General features: G+C 60.7%; 14 protein-coding genes. 5 read left to right on the top strand and 9 right to left on the bottom strand.

The genetic code is table 11. The annotated features are described in order from the left end of the window. Window positions 1-183: 183 nt before the first annotated feature. A complete protein-coding gene (gene purL, locus B3F77_RS03230; RefSeq protein ID WP_293603562.1) occupies window positions 184-4,218 on the bottom strand; it encodes a phosphoribosylformylglycinamidine synthase in 4,035 nt (1,344 codons plus the stop codon). A 261-nt stretch (window positions 4,219-4,479) separates the two neighbouring features. Between purL and map the strand changes: the two genes are divergently transcribed. After that, window positions 4,480-5,319 (top strand): type I methionyl aminopeptidase, encoded by an 840-nt coding sequence (map, locus tag B3F77_RS03225; protein ID WP_293603561.1) that lies wholly within the window; start codon window positions 4,480-4,482, stop codon window positions 5,317-5,319. 69 nt (window positions 5,320-5,388) lie between these two features. Then, complete coding sequence (locus B3F77_RS03220) at window positions 5,389-8,040, top strand: [protein-PII] uridylyltransferase (RefSeq protein WP_293603560.1); 2,652 nt, start codon at window positions 5,389-5,391, stop codon at window positions 8,038-8,040. Window positions 8,041-8,068: 28 nt separating this feature from the next. Here B3F77_RS03220 and B3F77_RS03215 read toward each other — a convergent pair whose 3' ends face one another. The 8 genes from B3F77_RS03215 to smc all read right to left on the bottom strand — a co-directional run bounded on the left by B3F77_RS03215 (window position 8,069) and on the right by smc (window position 17,580). After that, window positions 8,069-8,782: a class I SAM-dependent methyltransferase gene (locus tag B3F77_RS03215; protein WP_293603559.1), complete on the bottom strand. Its 714-nt coding sequence runs from the start codon at window positions 8,780-8,782 to the stop codon at window positions 8,069-8,071. A gap of 91 nt (window positions 8,783-8,873) precedes the next feature. Continuing rightward, window positions 8,874-9,413 carry a peptide deformylase gene (gene def, locus B3F77_RS03210; protein ID WP_293603558.1) on the bottom strand — a complete coding sequence of 180 codons (540 nt, stop codon included), beginning with the start codon at window positions 9,411-9,413 and terminating at the stop codon, window positions 8,874-8,876. Between the two features lie 37 nt (window positions 9,414-9,450). Further along, window positions 9,451-10,170 (bottom strand): GIY-YIG nuclease family protein, encoded by a 720-nt coding sequence (locus B3F77_RS03205; RefSeq protein WP_293603557.1) that lies wholly within the window; start codon window positions 10,168-10,170, stop codon window positions 9,451-9,453. Window positions 10,171-10,180: 10 nt separating this feature from the next. Further along, on the bottom strand, window positions 10,181-10,540 hold the full coding sequence (locus B3F77_RS03200; RefSeq protein ID WP_293603556.1) for a DUF86 domain-containing protein: 360 nt from the start codon (window positions 10,538-10,540) through the stop codon (window positions 10,181-10,183). After that, complete coding sequence (locus tag B3F77_RS03195) at window positions 10,533-10,823, bottom strand: nucleotidyltransferase family protein (RefSeq protein WP_293603555.1); 291 nt, start codon at window positions 10,821-10,823, stop codon at window positions 10,533-10,535. Before B3F77_RS03195 ends, B3F77_RS03200 begins: the two co-directional genes overlap by 8 nt. A 9-nt stretch (window positions 10,824-10,832) precedes the next feature. Next, window positions 10,833-12,935, bottom strand: coding sequence for an NAD-dependent DNA ligase LigA (gene ligA / locus B3F77_RS03190; protein WP_293603554.1), 2,103 nt, complete (start codon window positions 12,933-12,935; stop codon window positions 10,833-10,835). A 14-nt stretch (window positions 12,936-12,949) separates the two neighbouring features. After that, window positions 12,950-14,038 carry a cell division protein ZipA C-terminal FtsZ-binding domain-containing protein gene (locus B3F77_RS03185; RefSeq protein ID WP_293603553.1) on the bottom strand — a complete coding sequence of 363 codons (1,089 nt, stop codon included), beginning with the start codon at window positions 14,036-14,038 and terminating at the stop codon, window positions 12,950-12,952. A 5-nt stretch (window positions 14,039-14,043) separates the two neighbouring features. Next, window positions 14,044-17,580, bottom strand: a complete 3,537-nt coding sequence (smc, locus tag B3F77_RS03180; RefSeq protein ID WP_293603552.1) for a chromosome segregation protein SMC — start codon at window positions 17,578-17,580, stop codon at window positions 14,044-14,046. Between the two features lie 397 nt (window positions 17,581-17,977). On the opposite strand from smc, the gene dapC reads away from it, so the two are divergent. From dapC to B3F77_RS03165, 3 genes are all read left to right on the top strand, one after another. After that, a complete protein-coding gene (dapC, locus tag B3F77_RS03175; RefSeq protein WP_293603551.1) occupies window positions 17,978-19,183 on the top strand; it encodes a succinyldiaminopimelate transaminase in 1,206 nt (401 codons plus the stop codon). Window positions 19,184-19,194: 11 nt separating this feature from the next. Then, window positions 19,195-20,022: a 2,3,4,5-tetrahydropyridine-2,6-dicarboxylate N-succinyltransferase gene (gene dapD / locus B3F77_RS03170; protein WP_293603550.1), complete on the top strand. Its 828-nt coding sequence runs from the start codon at window positions 19,195-19,197 to the stop codon at window positions 20,020-20,022. A 196-nt stretch (window positions 20,023-20,218) separates the two neighbouring features. Beyond that, window positions 20,219-21,367, top strand: coding sequence for a PilT/PilU family type 4a pilus ATPase (locus B3F77_RS03165; RefSeq protein ID WP_293603549.1), 1,149 nt, complete (start codon window positions 20,219-20,221; stop codon window positions 21,365-21,367). The last annotated feature ends 44 nt before the right edge of the window (window positions 21,368-21,411 follow it).

Genomic DNA, 21,411 nt, shown 5'->3' with positions numbered 1-21,411 from the left:
ACATCGCAACGTACCTGCAAGAAATGCGGAGTCACGAAGCCGCTGACCACTACACATTTCAATCTATTGTCTGGTGGCTGGTTCAACTTGGATAATGAATCAAACAGGCCTCTAGCGTAAACAGGACAAGCGCAAGAAGCTATCTTTATGATAGCGGATTGCAGCGCTATTGAGCCTGCCCGATCAGCCCACCCACTTGCGCGCGTTGACCCAAAGTTGCATCCACGGGCTGAGTGCACTTTGGTCTCCGCTGGTCCAGCTCATCTGGATGTTGCGGAACACGCGCTCGGGGTGCGGCATCATGGCGGTGAAGCGGCCGTCGGCCGTGGTGACTGCCGTCAGGCCGCCCGCACTGCCATTGGGATTGGCAGGGTAGGCTTCCGTCGGCTGGCCATGGTGGTCGGTAAAGCGCATGGCCGCAATGGCTTTTGAGGCATCGCCCCGGTAGGCGAAATTGGCGTAACCCTCGCCATGCGCGACGGCGATGGGCAAGCGGCTGCCGGCCATTCCGGCGAAGAACAGGCTGGGTGAATCGAGCACCTCGACCTGGCTCAGGCGCGCTTCAAAGCGTTCGCTGCGGTTGGTGGTGAAGCGCGGCCAGGCGTCGGCACCCGGAATGATGTCGGCCAGCTCGGCAAACATCTGGCAGCCGTTGCACACGCCCAGGCCAAAGGTGTCTTGTCTTGCAAAGAAGGTCTTGAACTGCTCGGCCAGCAACGGGTTGAAGGTGATGGAGCGTGCCCAGCCTATGCCAGCACCCAGTGTGTCGCCGTAGCTGAAGCCGCCGCAGGCCACCACGCCCGCAAAGTCAGCCAGCCTGGCCCGGCCGCTCTGCAGGTCGGTCATGTGGACGTCGTAAGCATCAAAACCCGCCTGCGTGAAGGCGTAAGCCATCTCCGCATGCGAGTTGACGCCCTGCTCGCGCAGCACCGCGACCTTGGGCCGGGACAGCATTAATGCGGGGGAGCCCTCACCCCTTCCCTTTCCCAAAGGGTGAGGGAGGAATACATGCAGGCCCGGGTCTACAGGATCGCCCCTAGAGGCGTGCTCAGCATCGGCACCCACCGGGTTGTCGCGCTGCTGGCAGATTTTCCAGCTCACAGCATCCCAGACCTGGTGCAGGTCTTGAAGCTGGGCCTTGAACACCGCTTTGGTATCGCGCCAGATCTGGACTTCACCCTTGCCAACCTCCAGCGCCGCATGTTGCGGCCGGGTCTTGCCGACAAAGTGGCTGAACTTTGACAGCCCGTGCTGGCGCAGGGTCTGCATCACCTCGTTGCGCGCTTCGGTTCGCACCTGAATGACGGCGCCCAGCTCTTCATTGAACAGGGCCTTGAGCGTCAGCTCTTCCCGGCGGGCACTGATTTGCGACGCCCAGTTCTTGCTGTCGCCCGTGTCCATGCGGCTGTCGGTGATGCCGTCGCCTTCGACCAGCAGCATGTCAATATTCAGCGACACGCCCACATGGCCGGCAAACGCCATCTCACAGCAGCAAGCAAACAGGCCACCGTCGCTGCGGTCGTGGTAGGCCAGGATCTGCCCTTGCGCGCGCAAGGCGTTGATGGCGTTGACCAGATTGACCAGGTCTTTCGGGTCGTCCAGATCGGGCACGTCACCGTCTTCAAGGTTCAGGCTTTGCGCCAGCATGGAGCCGCCCATGCGGTGCTGGCCCTTGCCCAGGTCGATCAATATCAGCGTGGTATCGGCCTCGGCGCTGTTCAACTCGGGCGTGAGCGTGCCGCGCACATCCGCCAGCGTGGCGAAGGCGCTGACGATCAGCGACACCGGAGAAGTCACTTTTTTGCTCTCGCCAGCGTCGCTCCAGACCGTGCGCATGGACAGCGAATCCTTGCCGACGGGAATCGACACGCCCAGCGCCGGGCACAACTCCATGCCCACCGCCTTGACGGTTTCGTACAGGGCCGCGTCCTGCCCGGGCTCGCCGCAAGCGGCCATCCAGTTGGCCGACAGCTTCACGCGCGGCAACTCAATGGGCGCTGCCAGCAGATTGGTGATGGCTTCGGCCACGGCCATGCGGCCCGACGCAGCCGCGTTGACGGCCGCCAGCGGGGTGCGCTCGCCCATGCTCATGGCCTCACCGGCAAAGCCTTGGTAGTCGGCCAGCGTCACCGCGCAATCGGCCACCGGCACCTGCCAGGGGCCGACCATCTGGTCGCGGTGCGTGAGGCCGCCCACTGTACGGTCGCCAATGGTGATCAGGAAGCGTTTGGACGCTACCGTCGGGTGGCTCAGCACGTCAATGCAGCTTTTTTGCAGATCGACACCGGTCAGGTCTATGGGCTTGATGGTGCGTGCCACGCTTTTCACGTCGCGGTGCATTTTGGGCGGTTTGCCCAGCAGCACGTTCATGGGCATATCGACGGGTGCAGCAGCACCTTCGTCAGACAGCACCAGTTGTTTTTCTTCAGTCGCCACGCCAATCACGGCAAACGGGCAACGCTCGCGCTCGCAGAAGGCCTCAAATTGCGGCAGCGACTCGGGGGCAATCGCCATGACATAGCGTTCCTGGCTTTCGTTGCTCCAGATTTCCTTGGGCGACAGGCCGCTTTCTTCGAGCTTGACGGCGCGCAGGTCAAAACGGGCGCCGCGCCCGGCGTCGTTGACGAGTTCCGGGAAAGCATTGGACAAGCCGCCAGCGCCGACGTCGTGAATCGCCAGGATCGGATTGGCCTGGCCCAACTGGGCGCACTGGTTGATGACTTCCTGGGCGCGGCGCTCGATTTCGGGATTGCCGCGCTGCACCGAATCAAAGTCGAGCTGCGCGGCATTGGCGCCCGATGCCATGGAGCTGGCCGCACTGCCGCCCATGCCGATGCGCATGCCGGGGCCGCCCAGCTGGATCAGCAGCGTGCCGGCAGGAAACAGTATTTTGTGGGTCAGCCCGGCGTCAATCGTGCCCACGCCACCGGCGATCATGATGGGCTTGTGGTAACCCCAGCGCTGGCCGCCCACGGTTTGCTCGTATTCACGGAAGTAGCCTGCCAGGTTGGGCCGGCCAAATTCGTTGTTGAAGGCGGCGCCGCCCAGCGGGCCTTCGGTCATGATTTGCAGCGGGCTGGCGATGTGCTCCGGCTTGCCGTAGTCAGCGTCAAACAGTTTGGAAACGGTAAACCCCGTGAGGCCGGCTTTGGGTTTGGAGCCGCGCCCTGTGGCGCCTTCATCGCGGATTTCGCCACCGGCACCGGTGGACGCACCGGGGAAAGGGGAAATCGCCGTGGGATGGTTGTGCGTCTCGACCTTCATCAGCACATGCGTCAGCACGTCGTCAGTGGCGCTATAGTTTTGATAGCTGCTTGCGCCCGCGCCTTCTGGGCTAGAGGTAGATTTGGCATAAAAAACCTGGATTTTTGAGCCTTCCATGACCGAGGCGTTGTCGGAATACGCCACCACCGTGTGCTGGGGGTTCAGCTTCTCTGTGTTGCGGATCATGGCAAACAGGCTTTTCTCCTGCGGCACACCGTCAATCGTGAAGTCGGCGTTGAAGATTTTGTGGCGGCAGTGCTCGCTGTTGGCCTGCGCAAACATCATCAGCTCGACGTCAGTCGGGTTGCGCTGAAGCTGGGTAAAGGCATTGACCAGGTAGTCGATCTCATCGGCCGCCAGCGCCAGGCCAAACTCGGCGTTGGCACGCTCCAGGGCTGTTTTGCCCCCGGCCAGTACGGCTATGGTTTGCAGCGGTGCGCCTTGCAGTTCCGTGAACAGTCCCGCTGCGGCCTGCGCGCGGTCAAACACCACGCTTTCGGTCATGCGGTCGTGCAGCAGCGCTGCAACCTGCTCGTGCTGGGCATCGGTCAGCGCAGTCTTGCTAAAAAAACCGGATTTGAGGGTCAGGCGGTATTCGGTGATGCGCTCGATGCGCTTGATGGCCAAGCCGCAGTTGTGCGCAATGTCCGTTGCCTTGGAGGCCCAGGGCGATACGGTGCCAAAGCGCGGCGACACGATGAACAGCAAGGCGTCTGCTGCGGCGCCAAGAGGCTGAGGGCATGGGTCGCCATAGGTCAGCAAGGCTGCCAACTGGTTTTTGACCGAATCCGTCGGCGGCGCCTCGGTGGCCACCAAGTGCACAAACCGGGCGCTGATCCCCACGATCTTGTCGTGAATGCTTTGCAGGCGGGGCAGAAATTGCTGAATGCGGAAGTCGCTCAGGGCGCTGATCCCGTCGGGTTCGCCCTCAAAAGTCGTCAGGTGCAGGGTCACGGTGGCGGTGGCCTTGTGGTGAAGTGTGGGAAGGAGCAGCCGGCAAGCTGTTTTTGGGGTTTAACACTCCCCGCAAGGCAGAGGTCTGGCAAAGATTTGTCAAAGGTCTGCGGGGCAGGCGTTAGCCCCGAATTTTATCAGTGACTCGGTTCCCTCCCCCGAAAGCGGGCGTACTTTGACGGTCCGCCGCCGCAAGTACCCAAAAGCCCTTGCAAGTCTTCTGACAATGCACACACAGTGGTCCAGTGGGATAATCTCCCAATGAGTATTACTTACAAAGATGCAGCAGGTATTGAAGGCATGCGCGTGGCGTGCAGGCTCGCTTCCGAGCTGCTGGACTTCCTGACCCCCTTCGTCAAACCCGGCGTGACGACCAACGAAATTGACCGGCTGGCCCACGACTACATGACCCAGGTTCAGGGCACGATCCCGGCTACCCTCGGCTACCAGCCCCCCGGCTATGCGCCCTACCCCAAATCGCTTTGCTCCTCCGTCAATCACCAGGTGTGCCATGGCATTCCGAACGACAAGCCGCTCAAAAAAGGCGACATCGTCAACCTCGATGTAACGGGCATCAAGGACGGCTGGCACGGTGACAGCAGCCGCATGTTCCTGGTGGGCGAGACATCCATCGCGGCCAAGCGGTTGTGCCAAATCACCTACGAGGCGATGTGGCAGGGCATCATGCGCGTCAAACCAGGTGCACGGCTGGGTGATATTGGTTTTGCCATCCAGACTTTTGCGGAAAAACAGGGCTTTTCCATCGTTCGCGAGTTTTGCGGCCATGGCATTGGCGCCCGCTTCCATGAAGATCCTCAGGTGATGCACTACGGTCGCCCTGGCACGCAGGAAGAACTCAAGCCTGGCATGACGTTCACCATCGAGCCCATGATCAACGCCGGCAAGCGTGATATCAAGGATGGCCCCGAGAAAGATGGCTGGAGCATCGTGACCCGCGACCACTCGCTGTCAGCCCAGTGGGAGCACACCATTTTGGTCACCGAAACCAGCTATGAGGTGTTGACACTCTCAGCCGGCAGCCCTCCGATTCCCGCGTTCGTTCCACAAAACAAACTGGCTGAAGTTCCCGTCAGCGCCTGATTCAGGCCCGCGGTGCAGGCCTGCGCACTTTAAAACTTTTAACAACCAAGTCCCGGAGCCTATTCACCCATGACTGAACTGGCTCAGGTACGCGAGCAATACCGTGCTGGCAAAACCGCGCTGTTGGCCTCGTTGGGAGCTAGCGGCGCCTCCTACCGGGGCATTCACGGCCTGCTGAAAAAGCTGGCCAAGCACACCGACGCCACCTTGCAGCTACTTTGGCAGCGCGCTGGCTTTCCGGCGGCGACCTGCCTGGTCGCGGTAGGCGGTTTTGGCCGAGGTGAGCTGTTTCCCCATTCCGATGTGGATGTGTTGCTGCTGCTGCCGGACGATGCCAACGTGGAGGGCAATCCGGCCCTCAAAGCCAAGGTGGAAAGCTTTATTGGCAATTGCTGGGACAGTGGGTTGGAGATCGGCTCCAGCGTGCGTACGTCGGCCAACTGCGTGGAAGAAGCCGCCAAGGACGTCACCGTGCAGACTTCGCTCCTTGAAGCGCGCCTGGTTGCCGGCTCGAAACAGAACTTCCTGAGCCTGCAAAAGCAGCTCAATGCGGTGCTCGACCCGAAGGCCTTTTATGTGGCCAAGACGCTGGAACTGCGCCAGCGCCACAACAGGTTTGAAAATACGCCCTACGCGCTGGAGCCCAACTGCAAGGAATCGCCTGGCGGCCTGCGTGATCTGCAGGTGGTGCTGTGGGTCGCTCGGGCGGCCGGTCTGGGCAAGTCGTGGGACGACCTGGCCAGAGGCGGCCTGGCGACGGCGTTTGAGGTACGGCAGATCAAGGCCAATGAAGCGCTGCTGAGCTTGATCCGCGCGCGCCTGCACATCATTGCGGGGCGGCGCGAAGACCGGCTGGTCTTTGACCTCCAAACCGCAGTGGCCGAATCCTTCGGCTATGGTGAAGACGCGTTTCGCCGACGGGCCGCCCCTGGGCGAAACAGCCCCCCCGGGGGGCAGGGAGGACACGCCAGTGCAGAGCGTGGGGGCGTTGTCAGATCCAGCGAAGCCCTGATGCGCCGCTATTATTGGGCGGCCAAGGCGGTGACCCAGCTTAACCAGATCTTGCTGCTCAACATTGAAGAGCGCCTGAACCCCAACACCTACCCGCGTCGCCCCATCAATGAACGGTTTTGTGACAATTCCGGCATGCTGGAGGTGGCCAGCGACGATCTGTATGTGCGTGAGCCGCATGCGATTCTTGAAACTTTTCTGCTCTATGAGACCACGCTAGGCATTAAAGGCTTGTCGGTGCGTACCCTGCGTGCGCTGTACAACGCTCGTGGCGTGATGAACAGCAAATTTCGCAGTGACCCGGTCAATCGCGACACCTTCTTGCGCATCCTGCAACAGCCCGAAGGCATCACCCACGCCATGCGGCTGATGAACCAGACCTCGGTGCTGGGCCGTTACCTCTGGATCTTCCGCAACATCGTCGGGCAGATGCAGCATGACCTGTTCCATGTGTACACGGTGGACCAGCATATTCTGATGGTGCTGCGCAATATGCGGCGCTTTTTTATCGCCGAGCACTCGCACGAGTACCCCATGTGCTCGCAGTTGGCGGCTGGCTGGGACAAGCCCTGGATCCTGTACGTCGCGGCGCTGTTTCATGACATTGCCAAGGGGCGTGGTGGCGATCATTCCGAGCTGGGCCGCAAGGATGTGCGCGTTTTCTGCCACCAGCACGGCATTGCTGCCGAAGACGCGCACTTGATCGAGTTTCTGGTGGGCGAGCACCTGAGCATGAGCCGCATTGCCCAGAAGGAAGACCTGAGCAACCCCGAAGTGATTGCCGCATTTGCCAAGCGCGTGGGTAATGAGCGCTACCTGACCGCGCTGTACCTTCTGACGGTGGCCGACATCCGCGGTACCAGCCCCAAGGTCTGGAACGCCTGGAAAGGCAAACTGCTGGAAGACCTTTACCGCTACACGCTGCTTGTGCTGGGTGGCCGCGCACCCGATGCAGGCGCTGAAGTGGAGGCACGCAAACGCGAAGCCCTGACCACCCTCGCCCTGCATGCCGAGCCTTTTGAGGCGCACAAAGCGCTATGGAATACGCTGGACGTGAGTTACTTCATGCGCCATGAGGCCTCTGACATTGCCTGGCATGCCCGACAGCTGTCGCGCCACGTTGGCAAAGCCAAAACCATCGTCCGCGCGCGCCGCTCTCTGGCAGGCGAAGGTATGCAGGTGCTGGTGTACACACCCGATGCCCCTGACCTGTTCGCGCGCATTTGCGGTTACTTTGACCAAGCGGGTTTCAGCATCCTGGATGCCAAGATTCACACGGCCAAAAATGGTTACGCACTCGATACGTTCCAGGTCATGAGTCCGACGCTGACCGACCATTACCGCGAGCTGGCCGCCATGGTTGAGGCTGAACTGGACCGTACCCTTGAAACGCCAGGACCGCTGCCGCCCCCCGGCAAGGGCCGTGTGTCACGCCGCGTCAAAAGCTTTCCGATTGCACCGCGGGTAGATTTGCAGCCCGATGAAAAAGCACAGCGTTGGCTGCTCAGTGTGTCGGCCAGCGACCGCGTCGGACTGCTGTATCTGATCGCGCGGGTTCTGGCCCGCCACCGTATCAACTTGCAACTCGCCAAGGTCATGACGCTGGGTGAGCGCGTGGAAGACACCTTCCTGATTGACGGTCCTGAACTGCAGCAGAACAAGGCACAGATCGCGATTGAGACCGAGTTGCTGGAAGCGCTGAACGCCTGAAGGCGTCGCCCCTTTGCCTTTGCGCCTTTCAGTGCGCTGAGGTCTTCAGGTATTTCAGTAATCGCCCTTTGTACTTGCCGCCTGAGCCGGGAAGTGTGGAAATAGGTGTCTCGGTGTGTGAATAGCCCAATAAATCCATTTTCCGGCTGAAGCTGACCCGGTTGCCACGGTCGGGGTCAACGATCAGCACCTCCGCATCCGGCTGCGCGTGCAGGTCTATGAATTGCGACAGCAGCTCCGGCTGACCGCGGTCATACAACACGTCACTGCCAATAATCAGGTCAAACCGGGCCAGGAGCGGGTTGCTGCGTGACCAGTTGCCGGTCTGGTATTTCATGGCGGGGAGCCGGTTGAGTTTGAGGTTCTCCAGCAAGAAATCAGCCGCCAGCGGATGACAGTCGCTGGCTGTGATGTCGCCGCCGCGCCGATGAATGACCAGACTGGCCAGCGCCAGGCCACAGCCCAGTTCCAGAATGCGCTTGCCATCGAGTTCAAACGTCAGCATGACATGGGCCAGCACCCGGCTGGACGGCCACAGCAGGCCAAAGATCGGCCAAGCCGATGAAGAAATGCCCTCCCGCTCTGCCTCGCCCAGGGGATCGTGAAATTGCTGCCGATCCAGCAGGGAGCGCAATTGCAGATCGTCGCCACTGCCGCTGACCGTTTCAAACTTCAGTTGATATGGCACTGAAGGGGCAGACGTAACGGTCTTCGCCAGCCCGACAGCGGGAGCCTGTGACATTCGGAAAACTTCCTGCGTACAACACGCTCAAACCAGGCAAAACTGCCGAAACCAGTGTACGCCTCTGGTTCAAAACGGTCCTCCAAACCAGTCAGTCATCGGCCGATGCATCCAGTCCCGGAAAAAGTACCTCTGTGTAGCCAAACTGCGTGAAGTCCCGGATCCGCATGGGGTAGAGCTTGCCGATCAGATGGTCGTATTCATGCTGCACCACGCGGGCGTGAAAACCCTCCACCGTGCAGTCAATCGCATCGCCATATTGGTCAAAGCCGGTGTAGCGGATATGCGAAAACCGCGGCACAACACCGCGCAGACCGGGCACAGAGAGGCAACCTTCCCAGTCGTTCTCTTCGTCCGGTCTCAAGGGCGTGATCAAGGGGTTCAGCAACACGGTACGCGGCACCAGCGGAGCATCGGGGTAGCGCGGGTTGATCTGGTTGGTACCAAAAATGACCAACTGCACATCCACGCCAATCTGCGGCGCAGCCAGGCCTGCGCCGTTCGCCGCCTGCAGGGTGTCAAACATATCTGAAATCAGCCGGTGCAGCTCGTCCGTGTCAAATTCCGTGACGGGCTGGGCAACGCGCAATAACCGCGCATCGCCCATTTTAAGAATTTCGCGAATTGTCATTCGTATAACGTCCGTTGAAACAAAAGTCCATGTGTCATCACATAAACTTCCTATGCTTGAACACCTTGACATCCTGGGTGTTCAACTCGAACCACTCGCCGTTCTTTCGCTTCGACTCGAAGCGACGATGCCAGTACAGCTCGATTCCGATCGGCTCGTCCGTTCGGATTACGTGAGCCGTTTCCGCCCTTTCAGGGAGTTGAATCGCGAGTTCCCGGGACCGGCGTTCGAACGAATTGCTACGGCCGATTTTGAAGTAACGATTCGCCTTTAATAGATAAACGAAACCAATCGTCTCGTCCCGTGAGTTCGCGTCTGCAGGCACCTCAGCATCCGCGGGCTCCGAGGCCCGCGCAATCTCCAGGACATCTGCGTAACTCGGTTTGTTCTCGCAATACTCGATGAGTTTCTTGATCTGTTGGGCTTTGTTCCCGAACTTGCGAAACGTGTTGTGACTCGGGAATCCGGACGTCTGCCTGGCCTTTAGTTTTAGCTCTGAAACGACCGGTAGGTAACCAAGCTCGCGGATGAGTGCAATGTAACTTTCGAGCAGTGCCGTTTCTTCCAAGGGGGCATTAAGTTTGTTTGGAACGAAACCAGCCTCCTTTACTGCGTCGCCCCACCGTGCCCAGAATTTCCCGAACCAGTCGCGTTCCTTGATCCCGGTTTCCTGGAAAAAACGCTCTCGTCCGAGAACAATACCGTCGTTTAGAACGGCGGTTCGACCAATCTCATCAAGGACATGCTGCTTTTTCATCGGACCTGGGTCATTCAGATAACTTTGCTTTCAAATCCCGCAGGCTGATCAGTAGTGCTGGGATATCGGTTTCCACAATGCTCCAAAGGGTCTCATTGTCGATACCCAAATAGCCGTGGATCAGTTGATTGCGTGTCGCAATGACCATCCGCCAAGGGATGGTCGGCGACGACGAGCGTATCTGCTCGGGAATATGGGTGGCGGATTCGCCAATCAATTCGATATTCCGAACCGTGGCATCAAACCGCATAACATCATTGACAAATCGGCTCTGGTCAAGCCCGCTGGTGAAGGCCCGCACCCGCTCACAAAAACCGATCATGTCGTCCAGATAAAAGCGCCATTCGCGGTTCGGAGTTGCGTCAGACATGCACGGCTTCCTGTTCGATAAATGGCCGAAGCTCCGGGCGAAGCGCTTTGTCGGTCACCAGATCAACCGGGCATCCCAACAGGTCTTCAAGGTAAAACTGCACACCGAAATAGCGGGCAGACGTCGCAGGGCCATCAAATGCGACGAGGACATCCACGTCACTTCGTTCCGTAGCTGAATCTCGCGCTGTTGAACCGAACAAGGCAAGTTTGGCCACACCGAATTGGCTAACCAGATAAGACTTGTGTTCGGCGAGAAGCCTGAGTGCCGTTTGACGATTCATACCCGCAGTTTACCGGCTTAGCAGAGTCAATAAAACGGCTTCATCAATGACTGCAACACCCAACTCTTGGGCCTTGACCAGTTTGCTGCCTGCCTCGGAGCCCGCTACCACGTAGTTGGTCTTTTTGCTGACCGAGCCGGCCACTTTTCCACCTGCAGCTTCAATCAGGTCCTTGGCTTCATCCCGGCTCAAACTGGGCAGGGTGCCGGTAATCACAAAAGTCTTGCCTGAAAGCGGCTTAGGCGCCACGGCGGCAGGCTCGCCCTCCTCCCAGGTCACGCCGCAAGCGCGCAGTTGCTCGACCACTTCCCGGTTGTGTGGCTGGTCGAAGAAGGTACGTATGCTTTGGGCGACGACAGGGCCGACGTCGCCGACCTCGAGCAACTGCTCTTCCGTGGCATCCATGATGGCATCGAGTTTGGCGAAATGGCGTGCCAGCGCTTTGGCGGTGGCTTCACCCACATGGCGAATGCCGAGGCCAAACAGAAAGCGCGGCAGCGTCGTCTGCTTTGATTTTTCCAGCGCTTCAATCAGGTTGTTGGCCGACTTTTCCGCCATGCGGTCCAGGCTGGCGAGCGCGGTCAGGCCCAGCTTGTAAATATCGGGCAAGACTCGAATCACATTCGCGTCCACCAGTTGCTCCACCAGTTTGTCGCCCAGGCCTTCAACTTCCACGGCGCGGCGGTGCGCATAGTGCAGGATAGCTTCCTTGCGCTGGGCCGCGCAGAACAGGCCACCGGTGCAGCGGTAGTCGGCTTCGCCTTCTTCGCGCACGGCTGCCGAGCCGCACACCGGGCAAGTGCGCGGCATTGTGAAAATCTGCGCATCGTGCAAGCGCTTGCCGGGCAGGACACTCACCACTTCGGGAATGACATCACCGGCGCGGCGCACGATCACCGTATCGCCCACGCGCACATCCTTGCGGCGCGCTTCGTCTTCGTTGTGCAAGGTGGCATTGGTCACCGTAACGCCGCCGACGAACACCGGCGCCAGCTTGGCCACCGGCGTGAGTTTGCCGGTGCGGCCCACCTGTACCTCAATGCCCACCACGGTCGTCAGCTGCTCCTGGGCCGGGTATTTGTGCGCCACCGCCCAGCGCGGCTCGCGTGTGACAAAACCCAGTTGTCTTTGCAGCGCGAGGCTGTTGACCTTGTACACCACGCCATCAATGTCGTACGGCAGGCTGTCGCGCTGCTGTCCTATTGCCTGGTGAAACGCTATTAATTCCGTAGCGCCTTGCGCCAGCTGCGTCTGGGCTGCGACCGGAAAACCCCATGATTTCAGGGTCAGCAGTAGCTGGAAGTGGGTGTCGAACACCGGCCCCCCCTGTTCAGAGGGTGTGATGTCGCCCACTCCGTAGGCAAAAAAGCTCAGGCGCCGCTGGGCCGCGATAGCCGGGTCCAGCTGGCGTACACCGCCCGCGGCTGCATTGCGCGGGTTCACGAAAGTTTTTTCACCTTTGGCCCCTTGCGCAATCTTTTCCCGCTGCCGCTCATTCAAGGCTTCAAAGTCGGCACGGCGTATGTAGACCTCGCCGCGCACTTCCATCACATCAGGAGCGTCGGCAGGAAGCTTCAGTGGAATCTGGTTGATGGTGCGGATGTTCTGCGTGACGTCTTCACCCACCTCGCCGTCGCCGCGCGTGGCAGCCTGCACCAACACGCCATGCTCATAGCGCAAGCTCATGGCCAGGCCGTCAAACTTGAGTTCGACCACGTACTCGACCGGTGGATCAGAATCCGCCAAACCCAGTTCCTTGCGCACGCGGGTGTCAAAATTTTGTGCGCCGGTGGCCTCGGTGTCAGTTTCGGTGCGAATGCTAAGCATAGGCACTTTGTGGCGCACGCTGGCAAAGTGGTCCAGCGGCTTGCCGCCTACCCGCTGCGTCGGCGAGTCCACAGTCACCAGTTCCGGGTGAGCCGCTTCCAGGTCCTGCAGCTCCCTGAACAGCCTGTCGTACTCACTGTCTGGAATTGTCGGCTCATCGAGCACGTAGTAGCGGTGAGCATGGGCACCAAGCTCTGCGCGCAAGGCCGCTACGCGCTTGGCCGCGGAAGCGTGCTGCGAGGCTGGCGGCCCGGAAGGCTGCCCAAACATGTCAAGGGTGGTCATGGGCTGCAGGGAAATCAGGAAAACACGCGTCGGCCCAGCACCGAGCCCGCCGACAAATCGCGTCCATCCAGCAGATCATAGAGGTGCTCAAGATCCGCGTGGATCGCCTCCATGGCTTCGGGCCTGATGAGGTTGCCGTTGTCATCGATGATCACGCCGTCCATGTTGGCGGCCAATGCAATGGCTGCCTCACACATGCGCGCAAAAGGCTGCTCGGAGCGCAGCACCTGCGGCACGTCCAGTGACAGGGTGAGTTCTCGCAGCGCAGTTTGTTCTGGGTCTTCAGCCATCGCAGCCTGTGTGTCAAATGCCAGACCAAGAATAGGGGCCTGGCCCGGCTGGCTGGCCGGCAGTACCATGCGGCCCGGGATCAAGCCGGCGACAAAACCAAGCATGGCCGCGCTTTGCTGCACATAACCGGGGCTCCAGGCGGTGTGGATGGCGCGCAGGGTGAAGCTCAACTGGGCGTCGTGTCCGCTGGCAAACTGGTCCAGCTCACGGGCACGCGCGACTTCATCGAGCATTTCCGGAAACTCCGGCTCACCGCCAATGGCGTCGGCAAAGGCCTGCGCCTTCATGACAAATTCCGAGTATTCGATCTGATTCAGGGCACCGGTTCGATTGGCCAGCTGCACCCCGCACTGGAATGCACTGTAGCGATGGCCTGCGGCGGGGAACTCCCATTCGCCAGTGGCCGCACTCAAGCCCTCGACACCAAACGGCTTGCTGCCGGCCCGGCTCGTGCTGGGCATGGCCGCCAGCGCGGCTTCGCCCGAGACCACAGATTCCAGCACCACGGTCGCCATGGCGTCGATCAGGATGTCCAGGCCCGGCTTTTTTTCCGGCGCTGTGAGCTTGGCCAATGAGGACAGGGCGGAGTCGGTGTCAAAGCTGGGCTCCTGCCGGTTCGCCAGCTCGTCAAGCCCCTCTGCCTGACTGGGCGACTGATTATTCCCATCGTTCTGCGCGGCCTCCTGCACGGAAGGGACTTTAGGTGTGGCCTGTTTGGGCAGGCTTCTGCGTGACGACCAGGCACTGTGGGCCACCACGCCCGCCAGCACCAAGCCACCCACTACCGCCAAACTGATCTGGAGTGTACTCATGCTTGTCATGCTACCTCGGCAAAACCGAGGGCTGCTTCCATGTCTACCGCCACAATGCGCGAGACGCCCTGTTCCTGCATGGTCACGCCGATCAGCTGCTCGGCCATTTCCATGGCAATCTTGTTGTGACTGATGAACAGGAACTGGGTTTCGCGGCTCATGCTGGCCACCAGTTTGGCGTAGCGCTCGGTGTTGGCATCGTCCAGCGGCGCGTCCACCTCGTCCAGCAAACAGAACGGTGCGGGATTGAGCTGGAAGATCGCAAACACCAGCGCAATTGCCGTCAGCGCTTTTTCACCGCCCGAGAGCAGGTGAATCGTCTGGTTTTTCTTGCCGGGCGGCTGCGCCATCACCTGAACACCGGCATCAAGGATTTCTTCGCCCGTCATCATGAGCCTGGCGTTGCCGCCGCCAAACAGCTCAGGGAACATGCGGCCGAAATGCCCGTTGACCGCCTCGAAGGTGCTGGCCAGCAAATCGCGCGTTTCCATGTCGATCTTCTTGATTGCATCTTCCAGTGTCGCCATGGCTTCGTTCAAGTCGGCGGACTGCGCATCCAGGAACTGCTTGCGTTCGCGGGCGGTACTCAGCTCATCCAGCGCGGCCAGATTGACGGCGCCCAGCGACTGGATTTCGCGGTTGATGCGGTCAATCTCGCCCTGCAAGCCGGCCAAGCGCACGTTGCCGGTTTGAAGGGACAGCTCAACAGCGGCCAGATCCGCCTGTGCATCAGTCAGCAACTGGGCGTATTGCTCCAGCCCCAAGCGCGCGGCCTGTTCCTTGAGCTGGAACTCGGTGATGCGCTGGCGCAACGGGTCAAGCTCGCGCTCAAGGGAAAGTCGCCTTTCGTCGCTGGCACGCAGCTTGTTGGTCAGGTCGTCGTACTGGCTGCGCTTGGCACCCAAGTCGGCTTCGCGCTCCAGCTTGGCGGCCAGCGCGCTTTGCAAGCCGCCCTGTGCAGCGGCATCGTTCAGGCGAGAAAGTTCGTCGCGTGCGCGCGCTTCTTCCGACGCGACCGTCGCGGCCTGCTGGGCGGCCATGGTCATGGAGCGGGCCAGTTCTTCGCGGCGCGAGGCCAGGCTGCGCAGCGCAAACTGCGCTTCCTGCGCCTGGCGCTCCAGGGTGCGCTGCTGTTCGCGCGACTCGCTCAAGCGGCGCTCGGTTTCAATCACCCGGTCATCCAACTGCGCATGGCGTTCCTGGCTGTCGGCCAGCTGCATGTCGAGTTCTTCAAAGCGGGCCTCGGCGGTGACCTTGCGCTCCTGCAGCTCATCAAGCTGGGCTTCGATTTCAGCCATGTCGGCCTGAATCTGTTCGCTGCGTGCGCGGGTCTGCGCGGCCAGCTGGCTCAAGCGCAGCACTTCAACCTGCAGCTCGTGGGAACGGCTCTGGCCTTCGGCGGCTTCGCGGCGGGCCGTGGCCAGGCGCTGGGCGGCGTCCACATAGGCGGCTTCAGCGCGGACCAGCGCGGACCGGGCTTCGTCGCTGATCAGAGCCTGGGCCTTGGAACTCTTCTCCAGGTTTTCAATTTCCTGGGCTCTGGCCAGCAGACCGGCCTGCTCGGAATCCTGCGCATAAAAACTCACGCTGTACTGCGTCACGGCGTGGCCGCTCATGACATAAATCACTTCACCGGCCTGCAGCTTGTCTCTGGCGGCCAGGGCGTCGTCCAGGCTCTGTGCGGTGTAACAGCCGTGCAGCCAGTCGCCCAGCAAGGCCGCCTGACCGGCATCGTTCAGGCGAAGCAGGTCCGCCAGGGGTTTGAGAGGGAGCGATGGGTTGGAACGGCCGGGCGCCGCAGCATGGGGCGCCGTGTAAAACGACAGCTTGGCTGGCGGCGTGCCCTGGCCATCGGTGCCGGCAAAACCGCGCACCATGTCCAGACGGCTGACTTCGAGCGCACCCAGGCGCTCGCGCAACGCTGCTTCCAGGGCATTTTCCCAGCCTTGCTCAATGTGGATGCGGCTCCACAGGCCTTGCAGGCTGTCGAGGCCATGCCTGACCAGCCAGGGCTTGAGCTTGCCGTCGGTTTTGACTTTTTCCTGCAGGGCTTTGAGTGCCTCCATGCGGGCGGACAAGCCAGCCCGTTTGGCCGACTCGGTATTGACGGTTTGCTGCAGCGTGCGCCGTTCGTCGTCGAGCTGCGGCACGATTTCCGTCAGTTCGTGCAGGCGGGCCTCCGCCACCGTTTGCGCTTCCTGTGCGCTGGCAAACTGTGCGGAAAGATTGACCAGACGCGCTTCGTCGGGCGCGTTGAGCGCGTTGCGGTCCGCTGTCAGCCGCTCTTGACGCAAGCCCAGCGTGCGCGACTGCTCTTCAATATGGCGCTGGTCGGCGGCCAGCACCTGAATCTGCTGCTGGACTTGGCCCACGCTGGCGCGCTGCTCGTTGGCTTTGCCCTGCGCCTGGCGCAGCGCTTCTTCGAGTGCCGGCAACTGGGTCAGTTGCTCCTCGGTTTGTGCTGCCAGCAGCTCGGCCTTTTCTTCGGCTTCAATAGCTTGCGTAGCCAGGTTTTCCGTCTCGACAGCTGCGTGTTCCTTGCGCGTGGCCCACTGCGCAGTCTGCTCCCTGAGTTGGACCAGGCGCTGCTCCACGCGCAGGCGGCCATCCACCACAAAACGGATTTCAGTTTCCAGTCGCCCCACTTCGGCGCTGGCCTCATAGAGCTTGCCCTGGGCCTGATTGACCTGGTCGCCCGCCGTATAGTGCGCCTGCCGAATGGTTTCCAGATCGGCTTCGATGTGGCGCAGGTCAGCGACACGGCTTTCCAGATCGTTCACCGCTTTTTCAGCATCTGCCTTGACCTTGGCCTGGTCGGCTTGGCTCTCGCCACGCTTTAAAAACCACAGTTGATGCTGCTTGAGGGTGCCGCTCGCCTGCAGCGTGTTGTAGCGCAAAGCCACTTCGGCCTGCTTCTCCAGGCGGTCGAGGTTGGTATTGAGCTCGCGCAGGATGTCTTCCACGCGGGTCAGGTTCTCGCGGGTGCCCGACAGCCGGTTGGCCGTCTCGCGGCGGCGCTCCTTGTACTTGGAGACCCCGGCGGCTTCTTCCAGGAACAGGCGCAACTCTTCGGGCTTGGACTCAATGATGCGGCTGATGGTGCCCTGGCCAATGATGGCGTAGGCGCGCGGCCCCAGGCCGGTGCCGAGGAACACGTCCTGCACGTCGCGGCGGCGCACCGGCTGGTTGTTGATGTAGTAGCTTGAGGTGCCGTCGCGCGTCAGCACGCGCTTGACGGCAATCTCGGCAAACTGGCCCCACTGGCCCCCGGCACGGTGATCGACATTGTCAAACACCAGCTCCACGCTGGCGCGGCTAGCCGCCTTACGGGTGGTCGTGCCACTGAAAATAACGTCCTGCATCGACTCGCCGCGCAACTCGGACGCTTTGCTCTCACCCAGCACCCAGCGCACCGCGTCCATGATGTTGGACTTGCCGCAACCGTTGGGCCCCACCACGCCGACCAGTTGCCCCGGCAGTACGAAATTGGTGGGCTCCGCGAACGATTTAAACCCTGATAACTTGATCGAATTGAGACGCAAAGCTGTCCCTGTTTTCTTGAGGCTGAAGCCAACTCATTGATTCTTATAACCCTGTATAGCGCCGTGGTGAGGCGCTGACGCTTGCGGGCACCACTTTCAGCAATGCACAGCCTGCCATGTTACCCGAGCGCGGGGCGATTTTTTTGTAGGGGAAAAGGCCTTGCCTCGACTGTCAGTGAAACAGCTTGCTTCGCGCGGTGCAAAGCCGCCGATCTGGTGGTGGCTATTTACCGACCTACAAGGAGGTATCTGGACTAAAAATAAGCATAAAATTGGCATCTATCCCAATAGGAATGGGCACAAGCAGCTATTATTTTTATAGCACATAGTGACCATGACGAGCCTGCCAAACTCACGCCCACGAGCAGACCCGGCGCAGAGGCTGGATAATCCGGGTATGAATCCCCTGCTTTCCCGCCTTCAGCCTTATCCTTTTGAGCGGCTGCGCCAACTGCACGCTGACATCACCCCCAATCCCGCCTACCAACCTATCAGTTTGGGCATTGGCGAGCCACGGCACGCCACGCCTCAGCTGATTAAAGATGCGCTGACCGCCAGCCTGGCCGGCTTGGCAAGCTACCCCGCCACGATGGGCGAGCCCCGGTTGCGACTGGCCATGAGCGACTGGCTGGCGCGCCGCTATGGCCTCAAGGTTGATCCGGCCACGCAAATCCTGCCGGTCAACGGCTCGCGCGAAGCGCTTTTTTCACTGGCGCAGACCGTGCTCGACCCCAGCAAACCGGGCGCCACCGTGGTCTGCCCCAACCCTTTTTATCAAATCTACGAAGGTGCCGCGCTGCTGGGCGGCGCGCAACCCTGGTTTGCCCCCAGCGACCCGGCGCGCAATTTTGCGGTGGACTGGGCCGGCGTGCCCCAATCCGTGTGGGCCAATACCCAGCTGATATTTGTCTGCTCACCGGGCAACCCCACGGGTGCCGTGATGTCGCTTGGCGAATGGGAGTTGCTGTTCAAGCTCAGTGACCAGTACGGCTTTGTCATTGCCTCCGACGAGTGCTACAGCGAGATTTATTTCCGTGACGAAGCGCCCCTGGGCGGACTGCAGGCCGCAGCCCAGTTGGGCCGGCACGACTTCAAAAACCTGATTTCGCTGACCAGCCTGTCCAAGCGCAGCAGTGTGCCCGGCCTGCGCAGCGGTTTTGCGGCGGGTGATGCGGCCCTGATCAAGCCCTTTTTGCTGTACCGCACCTACCACGGCAGCGCCATGAGCCCGGTGGTGCAAGCCGCCAGCATCGCGGCCTGGAACGACGAGCAGCATGTGGTGGAGAACCGCGCCCTGTACCGTGAAAAATTTGCCCAAGTCATGCCCTTGCTGGCTCCGGTGATGGATGTGGCCCTGCCCGACGCCGGCTTTTATTTATGGGCCGGAATTCCTGAAATATTCAAGGGCTCGGACACCGCGTTTTCGCGCGAGTTGCTCGCTCTTTACAATGTCGTGGTGTTGCCGGGCAGTTACCTGGCGCGTGACGCCCAGGGCAGCAATCCGGGGGCAGGAAGAGTCCGCATGGCGCTGGTGGCAGAGACCGCTGAATGCGTGGAAGCGGCGGAGCGCATCGTTCAATTCATTCAATCCAAAGTTCACTGAAAATTCATCACATGACTCAAGATAACCTCCAAAGCACCATCAATGCAGCCTGGGAAAACCGCGCCGACCTGTCGCCCACCTCTGCGCCTAAAGAGGTTCTGGATGCGGTTGAGCACACCATTGACCAACTCAATACCGGCAAATTGCGCGTAGCCACCCGCGAAAGCGTGGGCCAGTGGACGACGCACCAGTGGCTCAAAAAAGCGGTGCTGCTGAGCTTTCGCCTCAAAGACAACGAGTTCATGCGGGCTGGCGACCTGGGCTTTTTCGACAAAGTCCAAACCAAGTTCGGGCACCTGAGCGAAGAGGAAATGCGCGCCACCGGCGTGCGCGTGGTGCCTCCTGCAGTGGCGCGCCGCGGCAGCTTCATCGCCAAGGGCGCGATTTTGATGCCCAGCTACGTCAACATCGGGGCCTATGTGGACGAAGGCACGATGGTGGACACCTGGGCCGCCGTGGGCTCGTGCGCCCAGATCGGCAAAAACGTGCACCTTTCTGGCGGCGTGGGCATTGGTGGCGTGCTGGAGCCGATGCAGGCCAACCCCACCATCATTGAAGACAACTGCTTTATCGGCGCACGTTCCGAAGTGGTTGAAGGCGTCATCGTCGAAGAAAACTCGGTGCTTTCCATGGGCGTGTACATCGGCCAGAGCACGCCAATTTATGACCGCGAAGCGGACACCGTGAGCTACGGCCGCATTCCGGCGGGCTCCGTCGTGGTGTCTGGCAATTTACCCAAAGCCAACGGCAAGTACAGCCTGTACTGCGCGGTGATCGTCAAGCGGGTGGACGCCAAAACGCGTGCCACGACCAGCCTGAACGATTTGCTGCGCGACTGAACATATGGCCCCCACGCTTTTCACTGCGTGTAATGCGCTGCCCCCCGAGGGGGCTGGCCTTGCTTGGGGCGGCCCGGCGCTGCGGCCGCTAACCCCCACGCTTGTCGCTTCGCTTACGGCGCTGCATTCCCCAGGAACCGCAGTCGCCTTGCGGCAGCGTAGCGGCGACGGAATCTCCATTCAGGAAGGCTGAAGAATGAGCACGATGGAAAGAATTCTGCATTTGATGGCTGAAAAAAAGGCGTCAGACGTTTATCTGTCAGCCCACTCGCCCGCCATGATCAAAATCAACGGCCAGACCATTCCCATCAACGCGCAGATTCTGCCGCCGGACGCCCCGCGCAACCTGCTGGCCGAAGTGCTGCCGCCCGAGCGGATTGAAGAGCTCGAAGAAATGGGCGAGCTCAACATGGCCCTGGCTGTTGCCGGCGTGGGCAACTTCCGCATCAGCGGCTTCAGACAGCGCAGCACCTATGCAGCGGTGATCCGCTACATTCCGAACGAAATTCCACCACTGGACAGCCTGAACGTGCCGCCCATCCTGGCGGACCTGGTCATGGAAAAGCGCGGCCTGCTGCTGATGGTAGGCGCCACCGGCGCGGGCAAGAGCACCACGCTGGCCGCCATGCTGGACCACCGCAACGAAACCACGCGGGGCCACATCCTCACCATCGAAGATCCGGTCGAGTTTTTGTTCACCAACAAGAAATCGGTGGTCAACCAGCGCGAAGTCGGCATCGATACGCAGTCACTCCAGGTGGCGCTGAAAAACGCGCTACGCCAAGCGCCCGACGTGATCATGATTGGCGAGATCCGCGACCGCGAAACCATGTCGGCCGCCATCGCCTACGCGCAGTCGGGCCATCTATGCCTGGCCACCATGCATGCCAACAACAGCTACCAGGCGCTGAACCGCATTCTGAGCTTTTACCCGGTGGAAGTGCGCAACACCATGCTGGGTGACCTGGCTGCGGCCCTCAAGGCCATTGTGTCGCAGCGCTTGCTGCGCACGCAGGACGGCAGCCGCACCCCGGCAGTGGAAGTCATGCTCAACACCAAGCTGGTGTCCGAGCTGATTGAAAAAGGCGATTTCTCGGGCGTGAAGGAAGCCATGGAAAAATCCATGGCCGAAGGCTCGCAAACGTTTGAGCAGGACCTCGCCAAGCTGATTGTGCGAGGCACCGTGACGCGCAAGGAAGGCCTTCTGTCTGCCGACTCGCCAACCAACCTGATGTGGCGACTTGAAAACGATTTTGCGGTGGTCGAAGCCAAAGGGCAGGAGCCTGAAGAGGACCTGGATAACGAGCCATCCTTCACGGAAATCACACTGGATGTGAGGCACTGAATATGGCCCCCACACTTTTCACTTCGTGTAATGCGCTGCCCCCC

Origin of the sequence: Polaromonas sp. UBA4122 (assembly GCA_002381615.1) — a bacterium.
Lineage (GTDB): Bacteria > Pseudomonadota > Gammaproteobacteria > Burkholderiales > Burkholderiaceae_C > Polaromonas.
Note: the sequence above shows the minus strand (reverse complement) of the source record. Positions and strands in the feature narration are given on the sequence as shown.